Origin of the sequence: Sphingomonas sp. PP-CE-1A-559 (assembly GCF_004340965.1) — a bacterium.
Classification (GTDB): Bacteria; Pseudomonadota; Alphaproteobacteria; order Sphingomonadales; family Sphingomonadaceae; genus Sphingomonas.
Genome location: NZ_SLYA01000002.1, coordinates 149,762 through 176,724 on the forward strand (window position 1 = coordinate 149,762; position 26,963 = coordinate 176,724).

Consider the following 26,963-nt stretch of genomic DNA (forward strand, 5'->3'; position numbering starts at 1 on the left):
TATCGGATGACGATAGCAGCAGACCCCCGTTCGTTCCTCTACCGCGATACTCTGGACCCCGAACAGGCGCAGGCGCTGACCGCCAAGGCGCTCGGCAAGGCCGATGACGGCGAGCTGTATCTCCAGTACCGCAAGGCCGAGGCCTTCGGGTTCGACGATGGCCGGCTGAAGACCGCCTCTTATGACACGAGTTCGGGCTTCGGCCTCCGCGCCGTATCGGGCGAGATGACCGCGTTCGCGCATTCGAACGAGATGACCCCGGCTGCGATTCGTCGCGCCGCCGAGACGATGGCGCTGATCGAACCGGGCGTCGCCGCGAAGGCCGGTCCGCCGCAGGGCACTAACCAACGTCGCTATACCGCCGCCGATCCGCTCGACCTCGTGCCGTTCGCCGACAAGGTGAACCTGTGTCAGACCATCGATGCCGCCGCGCGCGCGCGCGATCCTCGCGTCGCGCAGGTATCGGTTAGTCTTTCGGGAACATGGTCGGTGGTTGAGATCGTCCGTGCGGATGGCTTCGTCGCGACCGACGTTCGGCCGCTGGTCCGCCTCAACGTATCGATCGTCGCGGAACAGAATGGCCGTCGTGAGACGGGCAGCTACGGCATCGGCGGCCGCTATCTCTATACCGACCTGTTCGAGCCGGCGACGTACAACCGCGCGATCGACGAGGCGTTGTCGCAGGCGTTGGTGAACCTCGACTCGATAGCTGCGCCCGCGGGCGAGATGACCGTGCTGCTCGGCAATGGCTGGCCCGGTATTCTGCTGCACGAGGCGATCGGCCACGGGCTCGAGGGCGATTTCAACCGCAAGGGGACGTCGGCGTTCTCGGGTCGCATCGGCGAGCGGGTCGCGGCGGAGGGCGTGACGGTGGTCGACGACGGATCGCTTCAGGACCGCCGTGGGTCGCTGACGATCGACGACGAGGGCACGCCGACGCGCGAGACCGTGCTGATCGAGGACGGCATCCTCAAGGGCTATATGCAGGACCGGCTCAACGCGCGGCTGATGGGCGTCGAGGCCACCGGCAACGGGCGGCGCGAGAGTTATGCACACGCGCCGATGCCACGGATGACCAACACCTTCATGAAGGCCGGCAACGACGATCCGGCCGAGCTTTTGTCGCGCGTGAAGAAGGGCATCTTCGCAAAGGCGTTCGGTGGCGGGCAGGTCGATATCGTGTCCGGAAAGTTCGTGTTCAGCTGCACCGAGGCGTATCTGATCGAGGACGGCAAGCTCGGTGCGCCGATCAAGGGCGCGACGCTGATCGGCGATGGCCCGAGTTCGCTGACCAAGGTCCGTGGGATCGGCAACGACTTCGCGCTGGACGAGGGCATCGGGATCTGCGGCAAGGGCGGACAGTCGGTGCCGGCTGGTGTGGGCCAGCCGACGTTGCTGGTCGATGGGCTTACGGTCGGTGGAACGGCGGCTTAAAGTCCGCCGACGACCATGTCGATTGCGGCCTTCAGATCATATTCGTAGTCGAGAAGCGAACCGATCTTTTCACCGAGTTGTCGGCTGTCGACGGCGCGTAGAAACTGGACGGCGACCCGATATTCCGTCTGATGCACCGTCACGAGTGGGTTGAGCCTCGACTGCGAAACCGACGGTTCGTCAGGCTGGCGTAATGGGGCAACGACCCGCGAACGTAAGTCGCTCAAAAGATCGCTCTGGCAATTCACGACAAGCCCGTGACCGTCGATCGAATGAACGTCGAATTGCGCCATTCAGAGCGGCTCGAGGCCGGAAAGCGGAATTCCGTTCTCGTCGATCCATCGATTCTGTGCTTCGATCCACTGTCGATTCTCCTCCTTCCACCGCCGTTCGCGCTCGGTCTTGATTGCGCCGCGGAGTGCGGATTCCGTGACGCGCGACAGGTTGACGCCCGCTTCCTTGGCAGCGGCGACAATGCCGGTATCAACGGACATATTTACCGATTTGCGCTTGCCGGTAGCGATAGGATCATGTTTCATGCGCACAAGTTATGCGCGTTGACGACGCGCGTCAATTCGGAGCCGAACAATGGACTTCTTCCCCGCGCTCACCGACGATCATCTCGCGTTCGTGATGCGGCAACCAGTATTCTTCGTTGCAACAGCCGCGGAAGGTGCGCGGATCAATCTAAGCCCGAAAGGCATGGACAGCTTTCGCGTACTCGATCCGAAGACGGTCGCGTATCTCGACGTCGGTGGGTCGGGGAACGAGACGAACGCGCATCTGGGCGTCGATGGTCGCATCACGATCATGTTCTGCGCGTTCGACCAGCCCGCGCTGATCTTCCGCATCTATGGCAAGGGCCGCGCGGTGTTGCCACAGGATGATGGCTGGGCTGACCTCTACGCGCAGTTCACGCCGTTGCCGGGCACGCGGCAGATCTTCTTGATCGCGGTCGACGAGGTGCAGACGAGTTGCGGGTGGGGCGTGCCGTTCATGACGCTGGACCGCGAGCGGCAGACGCTGTCGAAATATCACGCGAGGCAGTCCGACGCCGAACGGACCGAGGAATTGGCGGGGCCAGTCGCGAGCATCGACGGGTTGCCAGTTCGGCTCGGCACCGTCCTGCCGGACCGCGTCGGCGCATGAGCCTGGTCGAACTCGGGCGGTACGGCCGCAACGAGGCGCATATCATCGTCGGGCGGTTCGAGAGCGAAGGCATCCCCGCGATCGCGTTCGATGGCGGGATGTCGATCATGGAGGGGAGCTGGCTGCTGATCCCGGTCCGGGTGATGGTCGACGAGGAGGATCTCGACGAGGCTCGGGGGATTTTGGCGGGGTGAGCGGGTGCGTTAGGCGCTGATAAAATCGCCTAGCTAAACCCCAAAGTTGTCATTCCCGCGCAGCCGGGAACCCATACTGGCAATGATCGCGAGTCAATCGATAGCTCTTGAGCATATGGGTCCCCGCCTCCGCGGGGATGACGACAAGTTGGGATCGTACGCCTTTTGTATAGAGGGCGGGGCTATCGATGCCCTCCGCTGAATTCAGCCTCCCGCGCTTACCCGCCAGATCGCGTTGCCGACGTCGTCCGCGACCAGCAGCCCGCCGGTCTTGTCGGTGATGACGCCGACTGGCCGGCCCTGCGCATCGCCGTCCTTGTTAAGGAACCCGCCGAGCACGTCGACTGGCTTCGCGTTTGCCGCCGGGAAGCCGGTGTCGCCGAAGGGCACGTAGACGACCTTGTAGCCCGAGACCGGCTTGCGGTTCCACGAGCCGTGCTCGCCCACGAACGCGCCGTTGGCGAACTTTGCGCCGAGCTTAGCATCCGCGGAGAAGGTCAGGCCGAGCGCGGCGACGTGGGGGCCGAGCGCATAGTCAGGGCGCTTGGCATATTGCTGGAGCGCGGGGTTCTTCGGTTCGACGCGGGTGTCGGGATAGCCGCCCCAATAATACCAGGGCCAGCCGAAGTGATCGCCGAACTCGACCTGCGTCAGGTAATCAGGCGCGAGGTCGGAGCCGAGCATGTCGCGCTCGTTGACGACCGTCCACAGGCCGCCCGACTTGGGATTGATCGCCATGCCGTTGGGGTTGCGCAGGCCGGCTGCGTAGATCCGCCAGTTCTTGTCCTTCGGCCAGACCTGCAGGATGTTGGCGCGGTATTTCTCGGCGTCCATGCCGTTCTCGGCGATGTTCGACGACGACCCGACGCCGACGTAAAGCGTCTTGCCGTCCGCGGCGGCAATGACGTTGCGCGCCCAGTGATTGCCGCCGGGGTTGAGCTTGATGACGAGCTCCGGCTTGGCGGTGATCTTGGTCGCGCCATCGGTGTACGGCACGCGGACGAGCGCGTCGGTGTTGCCGATATACAGCTGACCGTCGAGCAGCGTCATGCCGAACGGCGAATTGAGCCCAGTCATGAACACCGACTTCGTCTCTGCGACGCCGTCGCCGTTCGCGTCACGAAGCAGCGTGATGCGGTTGGCTGAGGGCACGCCGGCGCCGGCGCGGCCCATCAGCACCTTCATTACCCAGCCGGTGATCCCACCGCCCTCGCGTGGTGGCGAGTTCGTCTCGGCGACCAGCACGTCGCCGTTGGGGAGGCGGTACATCCAGCGCGGGTGGTCGAGCCCGGTTGCGAACGGCTGGACCTTGAGACCCGCGGCAGGCGTCGGCATCGCGCCGTTCTGCCAGCCGACGACCTTGGCGACCTTGACGGTCGGGATCGTCTGGATGCGGGGATCGGTGATCTTGGGCAGCTTGCCGGCAACCTGGTCGACCGACAGCTCCGCCGTATCGGGCCAAGCGAGATAGGTGACGCCCGCGGCGATCACCAGCAGGATCAGCCCGAGGACGATGAGGATGTGTTTGCGCATGGAGGGAAGTTAGAACGGAGGCAGGGCCGGGGCAATGGATCATGGGCAAAAGGCCCGTCGATCCATTGCGTAGGCTGCGTCAGTCGTCGTCCTCGACCGGAACCACTGGCGGATGCAGGCGCAACCGATTGATGCGGCGTTCGTCAGCGTCGGTGATCTCCAATTTCCACCCGCTGGGATGATCGACGCATTCGCCGATCTGCGGGACATGCCCTGCCAGAAGCGCGGCCAAACCACCCAGCGTGTCGATATCGCCATCGACCTCCGCGAGCCGTGAATCGATCAGTTCGGCGGCATCCTCGAGTTCGGCGCGCGCGTCCGCGTCCCAGGCGCCGCCTTCGATCGGCGTCATCAGCACTTGGGGCGCCTCGTCATGCTCGTCCTCGACCTCGCCGACGATCTCCTCGATCAGGTCCTCGAACGTGACCAAGCCTTCCGTCCCCGAATATTCGTCGAGCACAATCGTCAGGTGGACGTGCTTCTGGCGCATGTCCGCGAGGAGATCGAGCGCACCGCGCGACATCGGCGCGTAGAGGGGCTCGCGGATCAGCCCGGCGATCGACGTCGGATGCTCGACGCCGGTCGCCAGGATGTTGAAGACGTCCTTGATGTGGACCATGCCGATGATCGTATCGAGGTTGTCGCGGTAGACCGGCAGGCGGCTATGGCCCGCTTCGGCGAACAGCTTGACGAGATCGGCGAACGGCGTCTCCTCCTCGACCGCAATGATGTCCGCGCGCGGCACGCCGACATCGCCCGCGTCGCGCTCGCTGAAGTGGAGCAGGTTGCGGACCATCTGGCGCTCGAGTGGGGTCAGATCGCCCTTCGCATCGGGGGCGGGATCGCCCTCGTGCCGGTCGATCGCATCCTCGAGCTGGTCGCGGAGGGATTCGTCTTGAGCACCGAAGATCAGGCCCTTGAGCCCGCGCCAGATACTGTCGCTACTATCGCCGTTACCGGCATTGGGGCCATCGGCCATCGTGGTCGTCAGTCCTCTGTTATCAGATAGGGGTCGTGGAGGCCCAAAGCGGCGAGCGCGTCGCGTTCGATCTGCTCCATGCCCTCGGCCTCGTCGTCGTCGATATGGTCATAGCCTAGCAGATGCAGCGTCCCGTGCACCATCAGATGCATCGCATGATCCTCGACCGAGATACCGCGTTCGGCCGCTTCCGCGACGCAGACGCCGTGCGCGAGGATGATGTCGCCTAGGAGGACTTCGCCGTCGTCCGAATTCTGACTGACCGTGGCGAGCAGATCGGGCTGGACCATCGGGAAGGACAGGACGTTGGTCGGCTTGTCCTTCTGGCGGTATTGCTTGTTGAGCGTGTGGACCTCGTCGTCCGACGCAAGCCGGATCGAGATCTCGACCGTCGCGGCGCTGGTCAGGAGTTCGCCGTGCGGGGTCCGCTCGATCGCTGCCGTTGCCGCGCGCAGGGCGAGGGCGTCCCAATCCTGCTCAGGCCAGGGGGCGTCGGAAGAGAGCGCGATTTCGAGCATGCAGGTCCTTCAGGCGAGATCGGTCAGGGCGAAATCATTACCCTTGTAGAGAAGTTCCGCGCCATGGGTTTTCGCGCAGGCGTACGCGAAGCAATCGCCCATGTTCAGCTTCGCGGGGTGGCGGCCCTTGCCGTAGCGTACTGCCGCGACAATGGCTTCCCTTCCCTCGCTTTCGCCGATCGGCACGAGACGAAGTCCGGCTTCATACGCAAAGCTCGAAATGAGGTCGGCCGCCTGCTGGAGGCTGACGGTTTTCAACCGTGAGATGGCCTGCGCTGCCTCCCATGCGCCGACTGCGCAATAATAGCGGTCGACGTGCGACTCGATCACGTCGGCGAAGTCGTCCGCTTCCGGCTCGCCGTGAACGATTGCGACGATAGCGGATGCGTCGACGAGAATGGTCAATCGTCGTCCTCATCGTTCAACGAATCGTAGAAGGCCTTGTCGGCCTCAAGTCCTGTGGACTCGCCTAATAGATGCGCCTCGCGCCATGCGCGCAATCGTTCTCGCATGCTCAGCGAAGCAGCTTCCGGTGCCAGTTCCGCTTTGCGCTTACGCAGTAGATCACGAACGACCTCGGTCTTGGTCACACCCAGAAGCGTCGCAAGCTCGGTCGCGAGTTCGGCGGTTTCGTTGTCCTTGATGTAGAGAGACGCCATCGTCATCCTCCTGGGATATCCCGGATATACCCCGGGATATCCCACGCATCAACCATCGGTTCCTTCGTAGGCCTCGACGACGCGGCCGACGATCGGGTGGCGGACGACGTCGCCGACGGTGAAGCGGCACATCGAAATGCTCTCGACACCTTCCAGCCGCCGGACCGCATCCGCCAGGCCGGACGCCGCGACGCCGCCGGGAATGTCGACCTGCTTCGGATCGCCGCAGATCACCATGCGGCTGTTCTGGCCGAAGCGGGTGAGGAACATCTTCATCTGCGCAGGCGTGGTATTTTGCGCTTCGTCGAGGATGACGAAGGCATCCGCAAGCGTGCGGCCGCGCATGAAGGCGATCGGGGCGACCTCGATCTCGCCCGATGCGATGCGGCGTTCGACCTGTTCCGCGGGGAGGCAGTCGTAGAGCGCGTCGTACAAGGGGCGGAGGTAGGGATCGACCTTTTCTTTCATATCGCCGGGGAGGAAGCCGAGGCGTTCGCCGGCTTCGACCGCGGGTCGTGACAGGATCAGCCGCTGGACGCTGCCGTTGATAAGCTGCTGCACGGCCTGCGCGACTGCGACATAGGTCTTTCCGGTGCCTGCCGGCCCGAGCGCGAAGATCATGTCGTTGTTGGCAAGCTCGCGCATATAGTGCGCCTGCGCCGGCGTGCGGGGGACGATCGTTTTCTTACGTGTGCGGATCATGATCGGGGGCGCACCGCCGCCACCGGCATCGGCGCGGATGATGCCTTCGAGCACGGGTTCGTCCGCCATCGCTATCGACGCATCGACCAAGCCTGCGTCGACATCTTCGCCGCGCTGGATGCGGGCGTAGAGATCGTGGAGCACGTCGCGGGCCTTAGCGACCTGTTCGGCGGTGCCCTCCAAGCCGATCTTGTTCCCTCGTGCGGTGATGTAGACGCCGAGGCGATTTTCGAGCGCTACCAAGTTCTGGTCGTACTGGCCGAACAGCCGGACGAGCAATTGGGGCTTGTCGAACAGCAGTTCGACTCGGGCGCGGTCACCGGACTGGGCGGGAACGGGTTTACGGCTCATACGGTCCTTTCAGGGTGTCAAAGGTTACGCCTGGAAGCGTCGAACCGTAACCTTTGAAAGGAAGATGAGCACGCCAAGCGACGCGTTCAAGCCGCGCCGGGGCGCTGGCCGACAGATGATTCGAGTCGCGTGGGCGAAGCTGCATCGGGGGTGAGTGTGACAGGCGATCGGGGTGTAGGACAGCGAAATCGCGGGGGTGGTTTCGCGATCCGCGCGTATTGTTTTGAAGCCTCAGGGACGCCGTTGCGATCCTCCCCCGCAAGGGGGAGGTGTCGCCGCAGGTGACGGAGGGGGAGGACGCGCAACTGCGGTTATCGCGCCCTCCCCCTCCGTCAGGCAAGTGCCTGCCACCTCCCCCTGGCGGGGGAGGATCAGATCGGGGCTTAGGCTGCCTCGGCGACCCGTTCGATGCCGGTGAGCGAGTTCGGGCCAGCAGCGGCTAGCGTCACCTCCACCAGGTCACCGATAGCGTGGTTGCCGATCAGGTGGACCGATTGCAGCCAGGGGGACTTGCCGATCAGCTGGCCAGGGAGTTTGCCCGCGCGCTCGAGCAGGACCGAACAGGTGCGGCCGACGGTGGCGGCGTTGAAGGCGTGCTGGTCGCGGTTGAGCGCGGCCTGGAGGCGTTGGAGGCGCTCGTCCATGACCGATTCCGGGACCTGCTCGACGATCGAGGCGGCAGGCGTGCCGGGGCGGGGGCTGTATTTGAAGCTGTAAGCCTGCGCGTAGCCTACCGCGTCGACCAGGCTCAGCGTGTCCTCGAACTCGGCATCGGTCTCGCCGGGGAAGCCGACGATGAAGTCGCCCGAGAGTGCGATGTCGGGGCGGACTTCGCGGACGCGGTCGAGCAGGCGGAGGTAGGAGTCGCGGGTGTGGCTGCGGTTCATCGCCTTCAGCACGCGGTCGCTGCCGGCCTGCACGGGGAGGTGGAGGAACGGCATCAGGCTTTCGATGTCGCGGTGTGCGTCGATCAGGCCTTGCGTCATGTCGTTGGGGTGGCTGGTGGTGTAGCGAATGCGCGCGAGGCCTGGGATGCGGTCTAGGTCGCGGATCAGGTCGTGGAGGCCGCGCTCATCCTCGGACCACGCGTTGACGTTCTGGCCGAGCAGCGTGATCTCGCGCGCGCCGGCATCGACCAGCGCCTTCGCCTCGTCGACGATCGCCGCGAACGGGCGGCTGATTTCCGCGCCCCGCGTGTAGGGGACGACGCAGTAGGTGCAGAATTTGTCGCAGCCTTCCTGCACGGTGAGGAAGGCGGAAGGGGCGACCTTCCGCCGGGCGGGGAGCGCGCCGAACTTCGACAGCAGCGGCATGTCGGTGTCGAGTGAGGGCGTGCCGGCGGCTGCCTTCGCAACCAGATCAGGGAGGTTGTGATAGGCTTGCGGGCCGACGACGATGTCGACCTTGGCGCGGGTGAAGATCTCCTCGCCCTCGGCTTGCGCTACGCAGCCGGCGACGGCAATCATGGGGGTCTTGCCGGACTTGCGGCGCTGGTCCTTCCGGAGGCGGCCGATGTCCGAATAGACCTTTTCGGTGGCGCGTTCGCGGATGTGGCAGGTGTTGAGGACGACGACGTCGGCGTCGACCGCATCGGCTTGGGTGAGGCCTTGGGCGGCCATCAGTTCGGCCATGCGCTCGCCGTCGTAGACGTTCATCTGGCAGCCGAAGGATTTTACGTGGAAGGTTTTGGGGGGAGACATGCGGGGGCGTGTAGCGGATTTGTGGGGGTTGGGGGAGGGGGCGTTGCTGGTTGGTAGAGCGTGGAAGGGCGCTTGACGATTTGCATCTCCCCGGCGGAGGCCGGGGCCCAGTTGGGGGACGTCGCTAACTGAGCTCTGCGCTTCGTTACTGCGACCTTTCCAATTGGGCCCCGGCCTTCGCCGGGGTGGTGGCTGAGATTGGGGATAGGTGGGAGCCTCCCTCCCTTGTTCTTCCGCGAAGGCGGGAGACCAGTCTGGGCCCCCGCCTTCGCGGGGGAACAAGCTTTGTTCGGGTTACAGCGCTTCCATGCGGCGGCGGGCTTCGGCGGCTATGGCTTTTCGGTCGCCGTATTCTGAAGGGTCGAACGGTTCGGCGAAGTGGAGTGTTGCTACGAATGTGCCTCGCCGCTTCAGGACGCGGGCGGCGTGGTGTTGGCCGGGCTCGTCGCCGACCCAAGCGAGTTCGTCCGTGGCCAAGCCATAGTCTATGCGGACGGGTTGCACGCGGACGCCGGGTGGGGGCGGGTCCAGGGCCGCCAGCAGTGCGGCCTTGAAGGGGAGGAGGGTGGTGCCGTCTCCCGTCGTTCCCTCGGGGAAAAGGGTTACGGGCCAGTCAGCCGCCAACGCGTCGCGGATTTGGGCGATCTGGGCGGTTACTGCCATGCGGTCGGCGCGGCTTACGAAGATCGTGTGGTTGAGCGTGCAGAGCCAGCCGACCAGCGGGGCGCTGCGGAGTTCCGATTTCGCCACGAACGCGCTGCCCGTCGCGCCGGACAGGAGGAGGATGTCGATCCAGCTCAGATGGTTCGAAACGAAGACGACGTCGTGGCGAAGCGGCGTGCCGACGATGCGGTGGCGGGCGCCGACTATGCGCGCGACCAGCCCCAGGAATCGCGGTGGCCAAGGCGATTTGCGGCCGAGCAGCCGCCACATACCGTGCAATGGCAGCGCCAAGATCAGCGCGAGCAGCAGCGCAGCAAGTCGCGCGCCGAGGCGGATCGCGCCGATCGTTTCAGTCCTTGCGGGTGAGCGCGACGCCGTAGAGTTCCATGCGGTGGTCGACCAGACGGAAGCCCAGTTTCTCGGCGATCGCCTTCTGCAACTGCTCGAGTTCGGGATCGACGAATTCGATTACCTTGCCGCTCTCGACATCGATCAGGTGATCGTGATGTGCCTCGGGCGCAGGCTCGTAGCGCGCGCGGCCGTCGCCGAAATCGTGGCGGTCGAGGATACCGGCTTCCTCGAACAGCCGGACCGTGCGGTACACCGTCGCGATCGAAATGCCGGGGTCGATCTGCGACGCGCGCTCATAGACCTTCTCGACGTCGGGATGGTCGTCCGCCTCGGACAGTACGCGCGCGATGACGCGGCGCTGCTCGGTAATGCGCAGGCCCTTCTCGTTGCAGAGTGCTTCCAGATCGATTTTGCGCGGCATGTGTCGTTCCCTCGTTGAGTGCCATGTAGGGCCTCCGCGCTGTTGCGAAAAGGGATAGTGACTCGCAATAAGCCTTAGCTGTTGATATCTTTCGAATATGTATGTGCGTCATACGCGACGCCGGTCTTGCCGCGGTAGTAGGCGCGGCGCTCGCCGACCTTGGTGAAGCCGTGCGCGTCGTACATCTTCACCGCGTCGTTGCCGGCGCGGACCTCGAGATGGATCTTGGCGATGCTACCGACCGAGCAATCGGCGATCGCTGCGCGGATAAGGGCAGTACCGACGCCACGGCGGCGATAATCGGGCGCGACCGCGATCAGCAGGAGTTCGGCTTCGTCGGCGACCGACCGGGTCATCGTGAAACCGGCGGGGAAATCGTCGACGAACGCGATCGTGAGGTGGACGCCGGTCAGTGCGAGTACGCCGAGGCACTGGCTGCGCGTCCATGCCTCGCCGTAGCGCGGGTCGAACGCCTCGGTCATCAGCGCGTCGACGATCGCGAGATCGCGGGCGTCGCCGGTGCGGAGCGTGACGGTGCGCGTGGTGGCCTGGCGCGTGGCCATTATTTCGGCACCGACGGCTTGGCGTCGGGCGCGCGGCCGTAGATCGGGCTTGGCGTCAGTGCAGTCAGTTCTGAAGGGAGCAGGACCGCGGAGGCCGCATCCGGAAGCGCTTCGGTGAGATCCAAGCCGTCGTCGAGCGCGGCGAGCCAGCGGATGCCGTTGCCGACTGCGCGCCGTCCTGCCAGCGCGGCGAGCGCGGCGTCGGGCTTCAGCGATACCATGTCGGATCGCGGCGACAGATCGGCGGAGAACGCTTGCATGAAGACCTCGCCATGCCCGCCTTCCATGATCACCGCAATATCGTGGGTTGGTCGCGCGGCGAAACCGGCGGCGGCGATGAGCGGGAGCGAGGAAAAACCGGCGATGTCCGCGCCCCAGCCGAGTGCGAGGCCGCGCGCGGCGGCAATCCCGACGCGGACGCCGGTGAAGCTGCCGGGGCCGCAATCGACTATGATGCGGTCTGCTCGGCCACCTTCGGGCAACTCGGCGATCATCGGAATGAGGCGCTCGGCATGGCCGCGACCGACGACTTCGTGCGAGTGGGCGATGATCGCGCCCTCTTCGATGAGCGCGACCGAGCAGGCGGTGGTGGATGTTTCGATGACTAAGGTGCGCATTACTTCTTACCCTCTCCCCTCAGGGGAGAGGGAGGGGTGAGGGGCGCCGCGAGCGCTGTCCTTCCCAACTACCCCTCACCCCGACCCTCTCCCCGCAGGGGAGAGGGAGCAGGTCCCGCCTCAAGCGATGCTGTTGAATTTCGCGAAGTCGGGGCGCGGCGAGCGGGCGTAGATCGTCGCGGGATCGCCGTGGCCGAGCGTCGAGATGAAGTTGGTGCGCACCGCGGGCGTATCGTGGAAGAACGCCGCATCGACCTTGCCCGCGTCGAAGCCCGACATCGGCCCGGTATCGAGCCCGAGCATCCGCGCGGCGATGATGAAATACGCCCCCTGCAACGTCGAGTTGCGGAACGCTGACGCCTCGCGCAGTTCGGCGTTGCCGTCGAACCACGACTTCGCATCGGCGTGCGGGAACAACTCGGGCAGGTGTTCGTGAAAATTGGTGTCCATGCCGATGATCACCGAGACGGGCGCCTTGAGGATCTTCGGCTGGTTCTGCGCGCTGCATGCATCGGCAAGCTTCTGCTTGGCCTCGTCGCTGACGACCCAGATCAAGCGCGCGGGGAGCTGGTTGGCCGATGTCGGGCCCCACTTCATCAGGTCCCAGATCGCGTGCAGTTCGGATTCGGCGACCGGCTGATCGGTGTAGCCGTTATAGCTGCGGGCGTCGCGGAAGACGGCGTCGAGAATAGTGTCGTCGAGTTTATGACGCATCAGACCGCTCTCACTTCGGTGACTTCGGGGACGTAGTATTTCAGCAGCTGCTCGATGCCGTTCTTGAGCGTCGCGCTCGACGACGGGCAGCCGGCGCAGGCGCCCTGGAGCTGGAGAAACACTTTGCCCTTGTCGAAGCCGCGATAGACGATGTCGCCGCCGTCGTTCGCCACCGCCGGGCGCACGCGCGTATCGATCAACTCGCGGATCTGCGCGACGATGTCGGCATCGGCCGGGTCATCCGACAGCGCAGGCTCGTCGGACGGCACCGAGAAGCCGGCGCGCGCGGGCTTGAATAGCGGCATCGCGGCGGAGAAATGATCGAGCAGGATCGCCAGCACGTCTGGCTTGAGGTCCGACCAGGCGGTGCCTGGCGCGGCGGTGACCGAGACGAAATCGCGGCCAAAGAACACGCCGGTGACGTCGCCGAGCCCGAAGATCGCGTCGGCGAGCGAACTTACTTCCGCTTCTTCAGGCGTGGCGAAGTCGCGCGTGCCGGCTTCCATGACGGTGCGTCCCGGGAGGAACTTCAGCGTCGACGGGTTGGGAGTGGATTCCGTTTCGATTAGCATGAAGGGCATGTGGCCCGAAGGGGGCGGGGGATCAAGCGCGGAACGGGAAACGGTTTCTTTCGGGGGGTGAGGGGCATTCCGGCTAACGCGTTCGCGCCGGCACTGCGCTCTGGCTGTCCGGCAACGCGAAACGTGTAAATTGCGTCAGGGGGCTTACGCTGCGAGCGGCAGCGGTGGACCTGACTGCTTGGTCCGTAGCTTGTCGGCCCAGCGGGCGAGCACGGCATCGTTGGCAGCGATCCAGTCCTCGGCCAGCGTGGTGAGAGCGGCGAGATACGCGGCACTCGAATTGTCCAGTCCGCCATCACCAGAGGGCAACGCGAAATCGGCGCGGTCATATGCGGCGATGTCCAGCCGTCGGGCCTGATAGGAGATCGTGCTGGAACCGGCCTGCATCAGGATCGAGAAGATCGGCACGCCCCGGAACGGGTTCACCCAGCCGAGGAACGACCAGTTCCGCGCAGAGGGATAGGGTCGATCGGACCGGCCCGTACCCAGCGACAGGATCTCGATGTCGCCGAGATGCCAGCCGAGCTTACGCCCCTCGATGATCGCCGCGATCGTCGGATCATTGGCGAACACGCCGCCATCGACCATCAGCAGATCCGGTTCCAATTTGGTGGGATCTTCGATCGCGGCCGGCTTGAAGAACGTCGGGGCCGCCGATGTCGCGCGTGCGGCGATATGCAGCGGGAAAACCCGCTCGGGGATGCCCAGCTTACAGTTATAGTCGGGGCCGCCGGCCATGAACACCGCCTTGCGCGCCAGCAAATCATACGCCGGAATGACGATGTTCGTCAGCGCGTCGCGCGTTGTCACGCGTGTGCCGATCCGCGCCGCCAGGATCCGTTCGAGCGGCCGGGCGCTATAGGGCCAGCCCGGTACGCGAAGGGGTATGCCGAAGATGTGCGGGAATATCCGCTTGCTCTCGTTGCGGTACAGATCCACGAGGTCGCTTGCCGAGCAGGCGGCCCGTTTCGGATCCGCTTCGCTGGGTGCGGTGAGGCCGGCGGCGATGATTCCACCGGTCGAGGTGCCGGCGATCAGATCGAAACAATCGTGCAGTGGCCGGCCGATCCGGCGCTCCAGCTCGGCGAGGATCAGCGCGGGGATCAGTCCGCGCGTCCCGCCGCCATCGATCGTCAGGATGAATCTCGGTTTCGTACGATCACTGTCCACGGCGCCTTCTCCCACTGCTGGGCCGAGCGTATCAGTAGGCGACCACAACGACGTCCGGAAATCGGTCCGGATCGGTGCAACCTCTCACGTGGGATCGCTCAGACGTCGAGTTGCTTCACTGCCGCGTTCCAGCTGCCGATGTTGCGGACCGCGTCCTGGACGAACGCAGAGCGGCGGACGACGCCGAGGAACAGGTCGGCGATCCACTTGCCGGGGTTGCGCAGGGGGCGCTCGAACTGGATCAGCAGCACGACGCGGGTACCGGTCGTGTCGTTCCAGACCTCGTGTTGATAGGTGTCGTCGAACACGAGCGTCTCGCCTTCCGCCCAGCGGACGGTGCGGTCGTGGACGCGCATCCGGACGTCGCCGTCGCGCGGGACGATCAGGCCGAGGTGGCAGGTGATGAGGCCCTTGGTCACGCCGCGATGCTCCGGGATATGCGTGCCGGGCGCGAGGATCGAGAAGAACGCGCTGTTGAGGCCGGGGATGCGCGCGACCGCCGCTGCAGTGTGCGGGCAGCGCGCGAGGCTTTCCTCGATTGGGTAGCCATAGCCGTAGAGGAAGAACGAGCGCCATTTGTCGATCTCGGCGATCGAGCGGTGGTCGGGCGAGATCGTCGCGAGGCTGGGCGAGGCCTCGCCTTGCAGCGCGACGCGGACCGCTTCGTCGCGGATCGCGGTCCAGTTCTCGCGCAGGCCTGCGGTCCAGGCGAAGTCGCGGACGTCGAGCACCGGATCGTTGGCGACCAGCGAGGACGAGGCGATCATGCGGTCGAACACGCCGCGTAGGTGCTTGCCGACGCGGATGATCAGCGGGCGGTTGGCCTCGGCGACCATCGGCGCACCGGGTTTGGGCGCGCCGGATATGATTTTCAGATCGGGCACGCGGGTGCTGCGGCGCACTGCCGGTTCGCCCGAATCCCGCCACAATGAACACTGCCCCAGTTCGCGCCCCAGTTCGGCTTCGACCGTCATCTCTACCCTGCATCCAGGCGCGCGGTGGCGCCGATCCCCTTGTTCGGACACGATATACCGGCAGTGTTGGACGAAATGATGGCATCACTCGCCCGGTGCGCAGGCAGGGCACTGGCGAGCGACGCCCGCGACCGCTACAGGTGAACCATGGTGTCCTTTTCGCGCTTGTACCGCGCTCCCGTCCTCATCCCCGTCATCCTCGGCCTCGCCATTCCGGCGAGCGGCCAGATGGCGACGCAGCAGGCCGTATCTACCCCTGCAAAGGAAGCGCCGACGCTTCCCGAGCTACCGGGAATCGATACGACCGCGTGGCTCTACAAGGGCAGCGATCTCACGCGGGATCCGGAGTGGAAGTTCGGCACGTTGCCCAACGGCATGCGGTTCGCGGTGCGCAAGAACGGCGTGCCACCGGGCCAGGTGTCGGTGCGCGTGCGGATCGACGCGGGCTCGCTGAACGAGACCGACAGCGAACGCGGGTTCGCGCATTTCATCGAGCATCTGTCGTTCCGCGGTTCCGAATACGTGCCGGACGGTGAGGCCAAGCGCGTGTGGCAGCGGTTCGGGGCGACATTCGGGTCGGATACGAATGCGCAGACGACGCCAACCTCGACCACGTTCAAGCTCGATCTTCCGTCGGCGACCGAGTCCGGCCTCGACGAGAGCCTGAAGATCATGTCGGGGATGATGGAGAAGCCGGTCATTACCGACGCTTCCGTCACCGCCGAGCGGCCGGTCGTGCTAGCCGAACAGCGCGAGCAGCCGGGGCCACAGGTGCGGTTCGGCGATGCGATCCGCGCGACGTTCTTCGCAGGGCAGCCGCTCGCGGATCGCTCGCCGATCGGCAACATCAAGACGCTGGAGGCCGCCACTGGTGCTACGGTGAAGGCCTTCCACGATCGCTGGTATCGGCCGGAGAACACCGTCGTCATCATCTCGGGCGACATGGATCCGGCGCTGTTCGGGCGGTTGATCGTCAAGAATTTCGCGGACTGGAAGGGGATCGGCCCGGTCGTGCCCGCGCCCAGCTTCGGCAAGCCCGATCCGAAGGCGCCGGTCTCCGCGACGATTGCCGAGCCTGCGATTCCGGCGGTGGTGACGCTCGGCGTGGTGCGGCCTTGGGAGTATAAGGACGACACCGCGATCATGAACCAGAAGCGGCTGGTCGATGTGCTCGCGACGCGGCTGATCAGTCGGCGGCTGGAGACGCGGGCGCGCGCGGGCGGGAGTTTCCTGCAGGCAGGCGTGTCGATCGACGACGTCTCGCGCTCGGCGAACCTGACCAGCGTCAACATCGTGCCGATCGGGACCGACTGGGAAGCGGCGTTGAAGGACGTCCGCGCGGTGATCGCCGACGCGCAGACCAACGCGCCGAGCCAGGCCGAAGTCGACCGCGAATATGCCGATTTCGACACGATCATGCGGACCAGCGTCGAGACGGCGAAGGTCGAGGCCGGGTCGAAGCAGGCGGACGACATGGTCGGCGCGCTCGACATCCGCGAGACGGTGGCTGGGCCGGAGACGTCGTACAAGATTTTGCAGGACGCCAAGGCGAAGGGCATGTTCACGCCCGCCACGCTGCTCGCGTCGAGCAAGGCGATCTTCGAGGGGACCGCGACCCGGGCGCTAGTGAATACGCAGACGCCGGATGCGGGGGCTGCGGCGAAGCTGGCGACTGCGTTGAAGGCTGACGTATCGGGCTTGGCCGGCAAGCGCCGCGCGCAGGCCGCGGTCGATTTCTCGAAGCTGGCGTCGCTCGGCAAGCCGGGCGCCGTCGCGAGCCGCGAGAAGATCGCCGCGTTCGACATGGAGCAGGTGAACTTCGCTAACGGCACGCGCGTGCTGCTCTTCCCGAACGCGGGCGAGACAGGGCGTGTGTATGTGCGCGTGCGGTTCGGTGGCGGCTATACTGCGATCCCGTCGAACCGGCCGACGCCGGCGTGGGCGGGTGATCTCGCTCTGGTGGCGGGTGGTATCGGCAAGCTCGACCAGGGCGATCTCGACCAGCTGACCGCGGGGCGTCGGATCGGGCTCGACTTCGGGATCGACGACGATGCGTTCACGCTGAGCGCGATCACATCGCCGGCGGATTATGCGGATCAGTTGCGGCTCATGGCCGCCAAGCTCGCGTTCCCGGCTTGGGATCCGGCGCCGGTGGCGCGCGCTCGTGTGGCGGCGCTGGCGGGGTTCGCCGGGTATGATTCATCGCCCGACGGCGTGTTGTCGCGCGATCTCGAAGGTCTGCTGCGGGCAGGCGATCCGCGTTGGGGGACGCCGTCGAAGCCTACTGTCGAGGCGCTGAGTGCGAAGGACTTCCGCGCGTTCTGGGAGCCGATCCTGAAGACCGGACCGATCGAGGTCTCGATCTTCGGCGACGTGAAGACCGAGGACGCGATCGCAGCGGTGGCGAAGTCGTTCGGGGCGATGAAGCCGCGGACGGCGGTGTCGACGGTCGGAGCGCCGGTCGGCTTCCCCGCGCACAACGCGACGCCGGTGATGCGCGCGCATACCGGCCCCGAGAATCAGGCGGCAGCGGTGATCGCGTGGCCGACCGGCGGAGGGATCGACAACATCGTCGAGGCGCGGCGTCTCGACGTGCTGGCGCAGGTGTTCAGCGACCGCCTGTTCGAGCGGCTCCGGCAGGCGGCGGGTGCGAGCTACAGCCCCAACGTGTCGAGCCAGTGGCCGGTGGGCATGAACACCGGTGGGCGGATGGTCGCGATCGGGCAGGTCGCGCCGGACAAGGTGTCGTTCTTCTTCCAGATCGCGCGGCAGATCGCGGCGGAACTGGTGTCGACGCCGATCGCGGCGGACGAGCTGGACCGGATCAAGAAGCCGATGGGGCAGTATATCCTGCGCGCGTCGACCGGGAACCAGTTCTGGTTGCAGCAGCTCGGCGGCGCGACGTTCGATCCGCGGCGGATCGCGGCGACGCAGCGGATCGCTTCGGATCTGGTGGCCACCACGCCGGTGGAGTTGCAGGCGACGGCGGCGAAGTATCTGCGGCCGGAGAAGGATTGGACGATGGCCGTGGTGCCGGCTGCGAGTTCGGCGAAGAAGTAGCCGGACCTTCCTTCTGCTCCCCTCCCTGAAAGGGAGGGGGCGGGGGTGGGTTGCCGTCCGTAACACGATCGGCCAGCCTGTCGCGTATGGCCCGCGTCGTACCTTTGATGACTATCCGCGCTCGCTCGTTGCGGACGCATGCGACGGAGACCGAGCGTCTGATTTGGCACAGGCTGAGCGGTGTCCGCCCCCGCTTCACGCGGCAGTTCGTGGTCGGGCACTGCATCATCGATCTCGCCTGTCGCAGTGTGAAGCTGGCAATCGAGTTCGATGGAAGCCAGCATATTGGCTCGCAGTCAGATATCGAGCGAACTGCTTTCCTTGAAGGACTCGGGTGGCGCGTGATCCGGTTCTGGAATTCTGACGTTCTATAAACCCGGATGGCGTCGCCGAGGTGATCTTGGCGAAGGTCGGTGGGACTCACGGGCCTACCCACCCCCGACCCCTCCCTTTCAGGGAGGGGAGCAGATAGGCAGCCGGGCGCTCAGCTTTTGTACAGCGCGTCCAGTCTCTCGCCGTAGGCCTGTTTCAGGACGTGGCGGCGGATCTTCAAACTCGGCGTCAGTTGCTCGTTCTCGATCGTGAACGGACCATCCGCAAGCACGAACCGCCGCACCCGCTCCGTGACCGTCAGGTCCTTGTTCACACGTTCGACCGCATGGCCGATCGCCGTGCGGAACTCGCTGTTCTCCGCCAGCCGGGTGAAGCTGCACGCGTCGCCGTTCTTTGCGCACCATTCCTGCGTCCACTCCGGATCGGGCACGATCAGCGCCACCATATACGGCCGCTTGTCGCCGGCAATCATCGCCTGCGCGATCTCGGGCTGGAGCGTCAGCATCCCCTCGACCTTTTGCGGGGCGACATTCTCGCCCTTGTCGTTGATGATCAGGTCCTTCTTGCGATCGGTGATGCGGATCCGGCCGCGGTCGTCGATCTCGCCGATGTCGCCGGTGTGGAGCCAGCCGTCCTTCAGCACCTTGGCCGTCTCTGCGTCGTTGCGCCAATAGCCGTGCATGACGAGTTCGCCGCGGACTAGGATCTCGCCATCCTCCGCGATGCGGACCTCGGTGTCGTTGAGCGCGGGGCCGACCGAGTCCATCCGGACGCCGGCCTTGGGGCGGTTGCACGAGATGACGGGAGCGGCCTCGGTCTGGCCATAGCCTTGCAGGAAGGTGAGGCCGAGTGCTTCGAAGAACAGGCCGACCTCGGGATTGAGCGGAGCGCCACCCGAGATCATCGCCTTCAAGCGGCCACCGAACTTCTTCGATATCTTGGGCTTGAAGAGCGTGGCGACGGCCGCCTGCATCGGGCGGTCGATCAGGCGGAGGCGGCCGGCATAGCGTTTGCCGCCGATGTCGAGGGCTTGGCGCAGGAGATACGCCGAGGCGCCGCCCTGTTTCTCGATGGTCTTCGAGATGCGCGTGCGGAGGACCTCGAACAGGCGCGGGACGACGAACATGATCGTCGGGCGCGTTTCCTCGATGTTCGCGGCGAGCTTTTCGAGGCCTTCCGCGTAGTAGATTTGGCCGCCGAGCGAGATCGGGAAATGCTGGCCGCCGGTGTGTTCATAAGCGTGGCTCAAGGGCAGGAACGAGAGGAAGACCTCGTCGTCCCAGCCGAAATCCTCCGAGATGACGGACGCGCAGCCGGCGCAATTGTGGAGGATCGCGCCGTGGTGCTGCATCACGCCGCGTGGCGCGCCGCCGGTGCCCGAGGTGTAGATGATGCAGGCGAGGTCCTCGCGTTCGAAGTCGGCGCGCGCAGCGGCGGTCTCGGGCGCGGTCTGGTGCGCGGCGATCAGCGCGTGCCAGTTGTGGAAGTCGATTCCGGCGGGGACCTTCATGTCCTCGAACCCGATCACCGTCTGCGCCTGGTTCGAGCGGATGACCGCGGGGAGCAGCGTCTTTGCCAGCTTGGCGGTCGAGACGATGATCGCACACGCGCCGGCGTTCTCGATGATGTGGAGGTGATCGCGTTCGGTGTTGGTGACGTAGGTCGGTACCGTCACGCAGCCGGCCGCCATGATCGCGAGGTCGCTGAGGCACCATTCCGGCCGGTTCTCGGCGACGAGCATGACGCGGTCGCCGCGCTTCAGGCCGATTGCGGTGAGTGCGGTGGCGAGGCTCGCGACCTGGCGCGCCGCCTCGGCCCAGCTTGTCGCGACCCACGTGCCGCTCGTCTTGGTCCAAAGGAACGGCGTGTCGCCTTTTTCGGCGGCGCGCGCGAAGAACATCGTGACGAGGTTCGGGAAGCGTTCGAGCTGGCGGGCCATTGTCTCTCCTGAACTGCTCTGCGAGCTTGCCTTGGCGGGGGTGCTCGATCTTTGGGGTGGTATAGCCCGGTGGGGTGTCACGCTCCAACCTTGTTTCCCCGCGAAGGCGGGGACCCAGACTGGGCTCCCGCCTTCGCGGGAGAACAAGGGGGCAGAACGCGGCTTATTCCGGTGCGCGTTGGAGAGCGCCGACGCGCTGGATCTTGGTGACGGTACCGTCCTCCGCGATCGCGACACCCTCGCTACGGGGGTCTGCCGCGCCGACCCATTTGTCCCCTACGCGTTCGATCGCGTTCGCCTTCAGGCCCAGTGCTGCGACCTGTACGGTCTCGCCTAGCGCCTGCAACGCGGGGACCATCGCCTCGCGCTCGGTGCCCTTTTCCGCCGCGGCAACGTGGCCCGGCGCGTACAGCAGCCCGAGTGCGATCGAGTCCTGGGCGGACAGTTTCCAGTCGACCACGCCGATGATCGCCTTGGCGACCTGCGCGATGATCGTCGAGCCGCCTGCTGCCCCGACTGCGAGGCGGACCTTTCCGTCGGGGCCGTAGACGATCGTCGGGCTCATCGAACTGCGTGGGCGCTTGCCACCCTCGACGCGGTTGGCGACGAGGGCGCCGTCCTTGACGGGGACGATGTCGAAGTCGGTGAGCTGGTTGTTGAGGACCGTACCGTCGACGGTGATGCCGGAGCCGAAATAGCCCTCGACGGTGGTGGTCACTTCGACGACGTTGCCAAGCGCGTCGACGGTGGCGATGTCGGTAGTGCCGGGGACCTCGCTGACCGGGGCTCGGGTGCGTGCGGGGGCTCCGGGAGGCGACCCGGCGATGACGGTCGCCATCGTCTTCGTAGGGGAGATCAGTGCGGAGCGCGACGCGAGATACTTCGTGTCGAGCATGCCCTGCACCGGCACGCGGACGAAGTCGGGATCTCCGACGTACAGGTCGCGGTCGGCATAGGCGAGGCGCGAGGATTCGGCGAACAGGTGCCAGGCCTGCGCGCTGTCCTTGCCGAGCTTGGCCATGTCGAAGCGTTCGAGCTGCTTCAGGATCATCAGCACGGTGATGCCGCCAGACGAGGGCGGGCCCATCCCGCAGACGCGGTAGACGCGGTATTTGACGCAGACCGGCGGGCGCGACTTGGCGTCGTAGCTGGCGAGGTCGCCTAGCGTCATCTTCGACGGATTGCGCGCGGCGGTGTTGACCGCGGTGACGATCTTCTGCGCCTGCGGGCCGACGTAGAAGCTGTCGGGGCCCTGGGTGGCGATGCGCTGGAGGAGGGCGGCTTGCTGGGGGTTCTTGATGACCGCGCCGATCGCGACCGGCGAGCCGTCGGGGGCTGAGAACAGCTTGCGCGTCTCTGGGGTGATGTGGTCGCCATAGGCGGTCATGCCGTTGACGAGGCGGGGGGAGGCCTTGAAGCCGTTGGTCGCGAGCCGGATCGCGGGGGCGAACAGTTGCGACCAGGGGAGCTTGCCCGACGCGCGGTGCGCGAGCGCCATGCCGCGGAGCGCGCCAGGGATGCCGACGCTGCGACCGCCGGGGACCGCGTCGCTGTGGCTGAGCGGCGTGCCGTCGGGCGCGTAGAACCAGCGTGCGTCGGCGGCGGCGGGGGCCTCTTCGCGCGCGTCGATCGTGCTGAGCGCGCCGCCGGCCGCGTGGGAGATCCAGAAGCTGCCGCCGCCGATGCCGGAGCTTTGCGGCTCGACGACGTTGAGCGCCAGCATCGTCGCGATCGCGGCGTCGGTGGCGCTGCCGCCGGCGCGGAGGATCTCGACGCCGGCGGCGGCTGCGCGCGGGTCTGCGGCGCTGACCATGCCTTGGTCTTTTGCTGGGGTGGGGACGGCTTGGCGCGCCTCTGCGGTGGCGACGGGGACGAGGAGGGCGAGCGCGAGGAGGGAGGTCTTCATCGAGCGCGAGCCTAGCGTGGTTCGAATACTAGGCAACCCGTCTCGCAACCTTGCGATCCTCCCCCGATAGGGGGAGGTGGCGCCGAAGGCGACGGAGGGGGAGGACACGGAGCAGGGGTTTCCCTTTCCGCCCCCTCCGTCTGGCAAGAGCCAGCCACCTTCCCCTGGCGGGGGAGGATCGTTAGGCGTCGACCCCTACCGCGTCGGCGACTGTGGCGAAGCCGTCTCGCTGCAAAAGCGCGTCCAGTTCGCGGAGGATGCGGGCGGGGAGGCCGGGGCCTTCGTACACCAGCGCGGTATAGAGCTGGACGAGGCTCGCGCCGGCGCGGAGGCGGGCATAGGCTTCGGCGCCGCTGTCCACGCCGCCGACCGAGATCAGGGGGATCGCTGCGCCGGTCGCCTTGCGGAAATCCGACAAGCGTCGGCGGGCTAGCGGGACGAGCGGCGCGCCGGAGAGGCCGCCGGTTTCCTGGGCATTGGCCGAGCGCAGGCCGGGGCGGGAGATCGTCGTGTTGTTGACGATCAGCGCGTCGATGCGGTTGTCGAGTGCGGCGCGGGCGATGTCGTCTATGTCGGCGGGCTCGAGGTCGGGGGCGACCTTCAGGAAGATCGGCGTCGTGCCCTTAGCGGCGGTGCATGCGGCTAGGAGATCGCGCAGGGCTGCACCGTGCTGGAGATCGCGGAGGCCGGGGGTGTTGGGGGAGCTGATGTTTATGGTGATGTAGTCGGCGTGGGGGGCGGCTCGGGTTACGCCGTGGACGTAGTCGGCGGCGCGATCGCTCGCGTCCTTGTTCGCGCCGACGTTGATGCCCAAAACGCCTTCACCGCCCGGCCCCTTGTTCACCCGCGAAGGCGGGTGCCCAGACTGGGCACCCGCCTTCGCGGGTGAACATACTCGGGAGAGGGCCGGGTCCAAGCCGCCGTTGTTGAAGCCGAGGCGGTTGATGACTGCACGGTCTTCGGGGAGGCGGAAGATGCGGGGCTTGGGGTTGCCGGGCTGCGCGAGCGGCGTGAGCGTGCCGATCTCGACGCTGCCGAAGCCCAAGCCGAAGAAGCCGTCGATCGCGCGGCCGTCCTTGTCGACCCCTGCCGCCAAGCCGACCGGGTTGGGGAAGGCGATCCCCGCCACGGTCGTCGCGAGCCGCGGTACGCTGGGGGCGAGTGGCGTGCCGGCCTTCCCCCATGCGCCGAGCGCGGCGATGGTGAGGGTATGCGCGCGCTCGGCGTCGAGACGGAAGAGGATCGGGTGGTAGAAGGCCATGCGCGTCGTCCTTGCTCCTTCCACCTGTCGGGAAGGGTCATTCTTGCTCCCCTGCCCGGAAGGGAGGGGCTGGGGGTGGGTTGGTCCGTTGGCTCGTGCTCCCTGACGTCAGCAGCCGACCCACCCCCGACCCCTCCCTTCCAGGGAGGGGGGAAGTCAAGCTTTCGGGTCATCCACGACACACAAAACCAGCGCTCAGTTGCGAGTCGTTAGCACCCCTCGGCGGGTTGACGATGCACTGCACAAAGCCCATTTGACCAATCGGATCATATCGGTCCGATTGGACTCCAAAGCCACCATGCGTCTTTCCAGCCTAGCCGACTATGCGGTCGTGATGATGAGCGCCGCGGCGCGTCATTGCGGCGGTATCGCGCGGCTGAACGCGACGCTGCTGGCGGAAGAGACCGGCGTGCCGCTTCCTACCGTGCAGAAGCTGGTGAGCCGGCTGTCCGCGGCCGGGTTGATCGAGAGCACGCGCGGCACCGGTGGCGGCTTTCGCCTGTCGCGCCCTCCCGCGATGATCTCGCTCGCCGACATCATCGAGGCGGTCGAAGGGCCGATCGCGCTGACGTCGTGCGTCGATGGTGCATCGCAGGATTGCTGTGTTGAGCAGACGTGCAAAGTGAAGCCGCACTGGAACGCCGTCAACGGCGCGGTCCGCGGTGCGCTTGCCGGCGTGTCGCTCGCCAGCCTCTCGCAAACCCCGGTTTTACAGGTGCCCGCATGAAGAACACATCGCGCGCAGCGCTTCACCTTTTCCTCCGCGTCTCCGCGTCTCCGCGTGAATCAGTTTTGTTCACGCGGAGACGCGGAGACGCGGAGATTTTAGAGAGCCGCTTTGCGGCCGAGGACAGATAATGGCTACCCGGAACGCTGAGGCTTACGCCGCCGCGAACAAGACGTACGAGTGGGGTTTCTCCTCGGACATCGAACAGGAATTCGCGCCGAAGGGTCTGTCGGAAGACACGGTGCGCTTCATTTCCGCCAAGAAGGGCGAGCCGCAGTGGATGCTCGATTGGCGGCTGAAGGCGTTCGCGTTGTGGCAGACGATGGAGGCGCCCGACTGGTCGAAGCTCAACGTGCCGCCGATCGATTACCAGGACGCGTATTATTACGCGGAGCCCAAGGCGAAGCCGAAGCTCGGGTCGCTCGACGAGGTCGATCCGGAAATCCTGCGCGTCTACGAGAAGCTCGGCATTCCGATCGGCGAGCAGAAGATGCTGGCGGGCGTGGTCGAGGATCCGCTGAACGAGGACGGCACGCCCAAGCGTCGCGTCGCGGTGGATGCGGTGTTCGACAGCGTCTCGGTCGCGACCACGTTCCGCAAGGAGCTGGAGGCCGCGGGCGTGATCTTCCGCTCGATCTCCGAGGCGATCAAGGAGTATCCCGAGCTCGTCCGCAAGTGGCTCGGTAAGGTCGTGCCGCAGCGCGATAACTATTTCGCGACGCTGAACTCGGCGGTCTTCTCCGACGGCACGTTCGTCTACATCCCGGAGGGCGTGCGCTGCCCGATGGAGCTGTCGACGTACTTCCGCATCAACGCGGAGAATACCGGGCAGTTCGAACGAACGCTGATCGTCGCGGACAAGGGGTCGTACGTCTCGTATCTCGAGGGCTGCACCGCGCCAATGCGCGACGAGAACCAGCTGCATGCCGCGGTGGTCGAACTGGTCGTGCTCGACGATGCCGAGATCAAATACTCGACCGTGCAGAACTGGTATCCGGGCGACGAGAACGGTGTCGGCGGGATCTACAATTTCGTCACCAAGCGTGCGCTCTGCCAGGGCAAGAACTCGAAGGTCAGCTGGACCCAGGTCGAGACCGGCAGCGCGATCACGTGGAAATACCCCTCGTGCGTGCTGCTTGGCGATGGCTCGGTCGGCGAGTTCTATTCGGTGGCGGTGACGAACAACCGCCAGCAGGCCGATACCGGCACGAAGATGATCCACCTCGGCAAGAACACGCGATCGACGATCGTGTCGAAGGGGATTTCGGCGGGGCGTTCGGACAACACCTATCGCGGGCTGGTGCGCGTCGCGCCGACCGCGGAGGGTGTGCGGAATTTCACGCAGTGCGACAGCCTGCTGCTGGGCGACCAGTGCGGCGCGCATACCGTGCCGTATATCGAGGTCCGCAATCCGTCCGCGCAGATCGAGCACGAGGCGACGACGTCGAAGATCTCCGAGGACCAGCTGTTCTACGCGATGTCGCGCGGGCTGGACCAGGAGGCGGCGGTGGCGCTGATCGTCAATGGCTTTGCGCGGGAGGTTCTGCAGCAATTGCCGATGGAGTTCGCGGTGGAAGCGCAGAAGCTGCTGGGGATTTCGTTGGAAGGCTCCGTGGGGTGACCCTTTCCTCCCGTCATTCCCACCTTCGCAGGAATGACGGGATGGGGTTGGGGCAGTCGGCGCCGCGCATTTTAGAGATTTGGAATTGGGCTACATTCGATGCTGAAAATTGAAAACCTCCACGCCGAGATCGACGGCAAGGAAATCCTCAAGGGCCTATCCCTCACCGTGAACGCGGGCGAGGTGCACGCGATCATGGGGCCGAACGGCGCGGGCAAGTCGACGCTGGGCTATGTGCTCGGCGGGCGGCCCGGCTATGAGGTCACCGCCGGCTCGGTGACGTTCGACGGCGTCGACCTGCTGGAGCTGGAGGCGCATGAGCGCGCTGCGGCGGGCGTGTTCCTCGGCTTCCAGTATCCGGTCGAGATCCCCGGCGTGTCGAACGTCCAGTTCCTGCGCGAGGCACTCAACGCCCAGCGTGCGACGCGGGACGAGAAGCCCTTGTCGGGCGGCGAGTTTCTGAAGCTCGCGCGTGGGCAGGCGGATCTGCTCGGCATGGATTACGACATGCTCAAGCGGCCGGTGAACGTCGGCTTTTCGGGTGGCGAGAAGAAGCGCAACGAGATGGTCCAGATGGGCATCGTCAACCCGAAGTTCGCGATCCTCGACGAGACCGATTCGGGGCTGGACATCGATGCGCTGCGCGTCGTCGGCGACGGCATCAACCGCATCATGCGCGCGCCCGACAAGGCGGTGCTGCTGATCACGCACTACCAGCGGTTGCTGGATTATGTGGAGCCGGACTTCGTCCATGTGCTGGCGGACGGCAAGATCGTCCGCTCGGGCGGCAAGGATCTCGCCAAGCAGCTCGAGAGCGAAGGCTATGTGGGGATCGCCGCGTGA

At 65.8% G+C, this 26,963-nt stretch carries 28 protein-coding genes; 8 read left to right on the forward strand and 20 right to left on the reverse strand.

The genetic code is table 11. The annotated features are described in order from the left end of the window. Positions 1-6: 6 nt before the first annotated feature. Positions 7-1,434: a metalloprotease TldD gene (gene tldD / locus C8J42_RS06130; RefSeq protein WP_133019330.1), complete on the forward strand. Its 1,428-nt coding sequence runs from the start codon at positions 7-9 to the stop codon at positions 1,432-1,434. Here the strand turns inward: tldD and C8J42_RS06135 are convergent. Both C8J42_RS06135 and C8J42_RS06140 read right to left on the reverse strand, forming a co-directional pair. Then, on the reverse strand, positions 1,431-1,727 hold the full coding sequence (locus tag C8J42_RS06135) for a CcdB family protein (protein ID WP_133019331.1): 297 nt from the start codon (positions 1,725-1,727) through the stop codon (positions 1,431-1,433). The two genes, tldD and C8J42_RS06135, sit on opposite strands and share 4 nt — an antisense overlap. After that, on the reverse strand, positions 1,728-1,973 hold the full coding sequence (locus C8J42_RS06140; RefSeq protein WP_133019332.1) for a type II toxin-antitoxin system CcdA family antitoxin: 246 nt from the start codon (positions 1,971-1,973) through the stop codon (positions 1,728-1,730). It lies immediately after the preceding gene. 49 nt (positions 1,974-2,022) lie between these two features. Between C8J42_RS06140 and C8J42_RS06145 the strand changes: the two genes are divergently transcribed. Then, positions 2,023-2,583, forward strand: a complete 561-nt coding sequence (locus tag C8J42_RS06145; protein ID WP_133019333.1) for a pyridoxamine 5'-phosphate oxidase family protein — start codon at positions 2,023-2,025, stop codon at positions 2,581-2,583. Next, the gene (locus C8J42_RS06150; RefSeq protein ID WP_133019334.1) at positions 2,580-2,777 is read left to right on the forward strand and encodes a DUF2007 domain-containing protein; all 198 of its coding nucleotides are present in this window, start codon (positions 2,580-2,582) and stop codon (positions 2,775-2,777) included. Before C8J42_RS06145 ends, C8J42_RS06150 begins: the two co-directional genes overlap by 4 nt. A 204-nt stretch (positions 2,778-2,981) precedes the next feature. Here the strand turns inward: C8J42_RS06150 and C8J42_RS06155 are convergent, their stop codons facing one another. The 15 genes from C8J42_RS06155 to C8J42_RS06225 all read right to left on the reverse strand — a co-directional run bounded on the left by C8J42_RS06155 (position 2,982) and on the right by C8J42_RS06225 (position 15,273). Continuing rightward, positions 2,982-4,310 carry a sorbosone dehydrogenase family protein gene (locus C8J42_RS06155; protein ID WP_133019335.1) on the reverse strand — a complete coding sequence of 443 codons (1,329 nt, stop codon included), beginning with the start codon at positions 4,308-4,310 and terminating at the stop codon, positions 2,982-2,984. Between the two features lie 79 nt (positions 4,311-4,389). Then, entirely contained in the window at positions 4,390-5,289 is a 900-nt protein-coding gene (locus C8J42_RS06160; RefSeq protein ID WP_133019336.1) for a hemolysin family protein, read from the reverse strand. Positions 5,290-5,297: 8 nt separating this feature from the next. Beyond that, positions 5,298-5,807, reverse strand: a complete 510-nt coding sequence (gene ybeY / locus C8J42_RS06165; protein ID WP_133019337.1) for an rRNA maturation RNase YbeY — start codon at positions 5,805-5,807, stop codon at positions 5,298-5,300. 9 nt (positions 5,808-5,816) lie between these two features. Next, positions 5,817-6,212 carry a type II toxin-antitoxin system VapC family toxin gene (locus C8J42_RS06170; protein ID WP_133019338.1) on the reverse strand — a complete coding sequence of 132 codons (396 nt, stop codon included), beginning with the start codon at positions 6,210-6,212 and terminating at the stop codon, positions 5,817-5,819. Continuing rightward, positions 6,209-6,466, reverse strand: a complete 258-nt coding sequence (locus C8J42_RS06175) for a type II toxin-antitoxin system VapB family antitoxin (RefSeq protein ID WP_133019339.1) — start codon at positions 6,464-6,466, stop codon at positions 6,209-6,211. The genes C8J42_RS06170 and C8J42_RS06175 overlap by 4 nt, the downstream gene beginning before the upstream one ends. Positions 6,467-6,514: 48 nt before the next feature. Beyond that, positions 6,515-7,519, reverse strand: a complete 1,005-nt coding sequence (locus tag C8J42_RS06180; RefSeq protein WP_056057614.1) for a PhoH family protein — start codon at positions 7,517-7,519, stop codon at positions 6,515-6,517. Between the two features lie 383 nt (positions 7,520-7,902). After that, positions 7,903-9,219: a tRNA (N6-isopentenyl adenosine(37)-C2)-methylthiotransferase MiaB gene (miaB, locus tag C8J42_RS06185; RefSeq protein WP_120299878.1), complete on the reverse strand. Its 1,317-nt coding sequence runs from the start codon at positions 9,217-9,219 to the stop codon at positions 7,903-7,905. Positions 9,220-9,513: 294 nt separating this feature from the next. Further along, complete coding sequence (locus tag C8J42_RS06190; RefSeq protein WP_243644151.1) at positions 9,514-10,173, reverse strand: lysophospholipid acyltransferase family protein; 660 nt, start codon at positions 10,171-10,173, stop codon at positions 9,514-9,516. Between the two features lie 58 nt (positions 10,174-10,231). Further along, positions 10,232-10,654, reverse strand: coding sequence for a Fur family transcriptional regulator (locus C8J42_RS06195; RefSeq protein ID WP_056047123.1), 423 nt, complete (start codon positions 10,652-10,654; stop codon positions 10,232-10,234). A gap of 74 nt (positions 10,655-10,728) precedes the next feature. Continuing rightward, positions 10,729-11,217, reverse strand: coding sequence for a GNAT family N-acetyltransferase (locus C8J42_RS06200; protein WP_133019340.1), 489 nt, complete (start codon positions 11,215-11,217; stop codon positions 10,729-10,731). Further along, positions 11,217-11,834, reverse strand: coding sequence for a tRNA (adenosine(37)-N6)-threonylcarbamoyltransferase complex dimerization subunit type 1 TsaB (gene tsaB, locus C8J42_RS06205; RefSeq protein WP_133019341.1), 618 nt, complete (start codon positions 11,832-11,834; stop codon positions 11,217-11,219). The genes C8J42_RS06200 and tsaB overlap by 1 nt, the downstream gene beginning before the upstream one ends. Positions 11,835-11,954: 120 nt before the next feature. Further along, entirely contained in the window at positions 11,955-12,548 is a 594-nt protein-coding gene (locus C8J42_RS06210) for a malonic semialdehyde reductase (RefSeq protein ID WP_133019342.1), read from the reverse strand. Then, positions 12,548-13,120 carry a NifU family protein gene (locus C8J42_RS06215; RefSeq protein WP_093398839.1) on the reverse strand — a complete coding sequence of 191 codons (573 nt, stop codon included), beginning with the start codon at positions 13,118-13,120 and terminating at the stop codon, positions 12,548-12,550. Before C8J42_RS06215 ends, C8J42_RS06210 begins: the two co-directional genes overlap by 1 nt. Before the next feature lie 153 nt (positions 13,121-13,273). Further along, complete coding sequence (locus C8J42_RS06220) at positions 13,274-14,299, reverse strand: patatin-like phospholipase family protein (protein ID WP_165895444.1); 1,026 nt, start codon at positions 14,297-14,299, stop codon at positions 13,274-13,276. Between the two features lie 98 nt (positions 14,300-14,397). Beyond that, the gene (locus C8J42_RS06225) at positions 14,398-15,273 is read right to left on the reverse strand and encodes an aspartyl/asparaginyl beta-hydroxylase domain-containing protein (protein ID WP_243644152.1); all 876 of its coding nucleotides are present in this window, start codon (positions 15,271-15,273) and stop codon (positions 14,398-14,400) included. A gap of 147 nt (positions 15,274-15,420) precedes the next feature. Between C8J42_RS06225 and C8J42_RS06230 the strand changes: the two genes are divergently transcribed. After that, positions 15,421-18,333, forward strand: coding sequence for a M16 family metallopeptidase (locus C8J42_RS06230; protein ID WP_133019344.1), 2,913 nt, complete (start codon positions 15,421-15,423; stop codon positions 18,331-18,333). A gap of 86 nt (positions 18,334-18,419) precedes the next feature. Next, positions 18,420-18,707, forward strand: coding sequence for a DUF559 domain-containing protein (locus tag C8J42_RS06235; RefSeq protein ID WP_347812400.1), 288 nt, complete (start codon positions 18,420-18,422; stop codon positions 18,705-18,707). Between the two features lie 110 nt (positions 18,708-18,817). Here the strand turns inward: C8J42_RS06235 and C8J42_RS06240 are convergent, their stop codons facing one another. The 3 genes from C8J42_RS06240 to C8J42_RS06250 all read right to left on the reverse strand — a co-directional run bounded on the left by C8J42_RS06240 (position 18,818) and on the right by C8J42_RS06250 (position 23,772). Further along, complete coding sequence (locus C8J42_RS06240) at positions 18,818-20,605, reverse strand: AMP-dependent synthetase/ligase (protein WP_133019345.1); 1,788 nt, start codon at positions 20,603-20,605, stop codon at positions 18,818-18,820. 163 nt (positions 20,606-20,768) lie between these two features. Then, positions 20,769-22,511: a gamma-glutamyltransferase gene (ggt, locus tag C8J42_RS06245; protein WP_133019346.1), complete on the reverse strand. Its 1,743-nt coding sequence runs from the start codon at positions 22,509-22,511 to the stop codon at positions 20,769-20,771. Between the two features lie 181 nt (positions 22,512-22,692). Further along, positions 22,693-23,772 (reverse strand): quinone-dependent dihydroorotate dehydrogenase, encoded by a 1,080-nt coding sequence (locus C8J42_RS06250; protein ID WP_133019347.1) that lies wholly within the window; start codon positions 23,770-23,772, stop codon positions 22,693-22,695. A 298-nt stretch (positions 23,773-24,070) separates the two neighbouring features. Between C8J42_RS06250 and C8J42_RS06255 the strand changes: the two genes are divergently transcribed. The 3 genes from C8J42_RS06255 to sufC all read left to right on the forward strand — a co-directional run bounded on the left by C8J42_RS06255 (position 24,071) and on the right by sufC (position 26,963). Beyond that, positions 24,071-24,499, forward strand: a complete 429-nt coding sequence (locus tag C8J42_RS06255) for an SUF system Fe-S cluster assembly regulator (RefSeq protein WP_056057656.1) — start codon at positions 24,071-24,073, stop codon at positions 24,497-24,499. Between the two features lie 130 nt (positions 24,500-24,629). Continuing rightward, positions 24,630-26,120, forward strand: a complete 1,491-nt coding sequence (sufB, locus tag C8J42_RS06260) for a Fe-S cluster assembly protein SufB (RefSeq protein WP_060523826.1) — start codon at positions 24,630-24,632, stop codon at positions 26,118-26,120. 99 nt (positions 26,121-26,219) lie between these two features. Then, positions 26,220-26,963: a Fe-S cluster assembly ATPase SufC gene (sufC, locus tag C8J42_RS06265; RefSeq protein WP_056057662.1), complete on the forward strand. Its 744-nt coding sequence runs from the start codon at positions 26,220-26,222 to the stop codon at positions 26,961-26,963.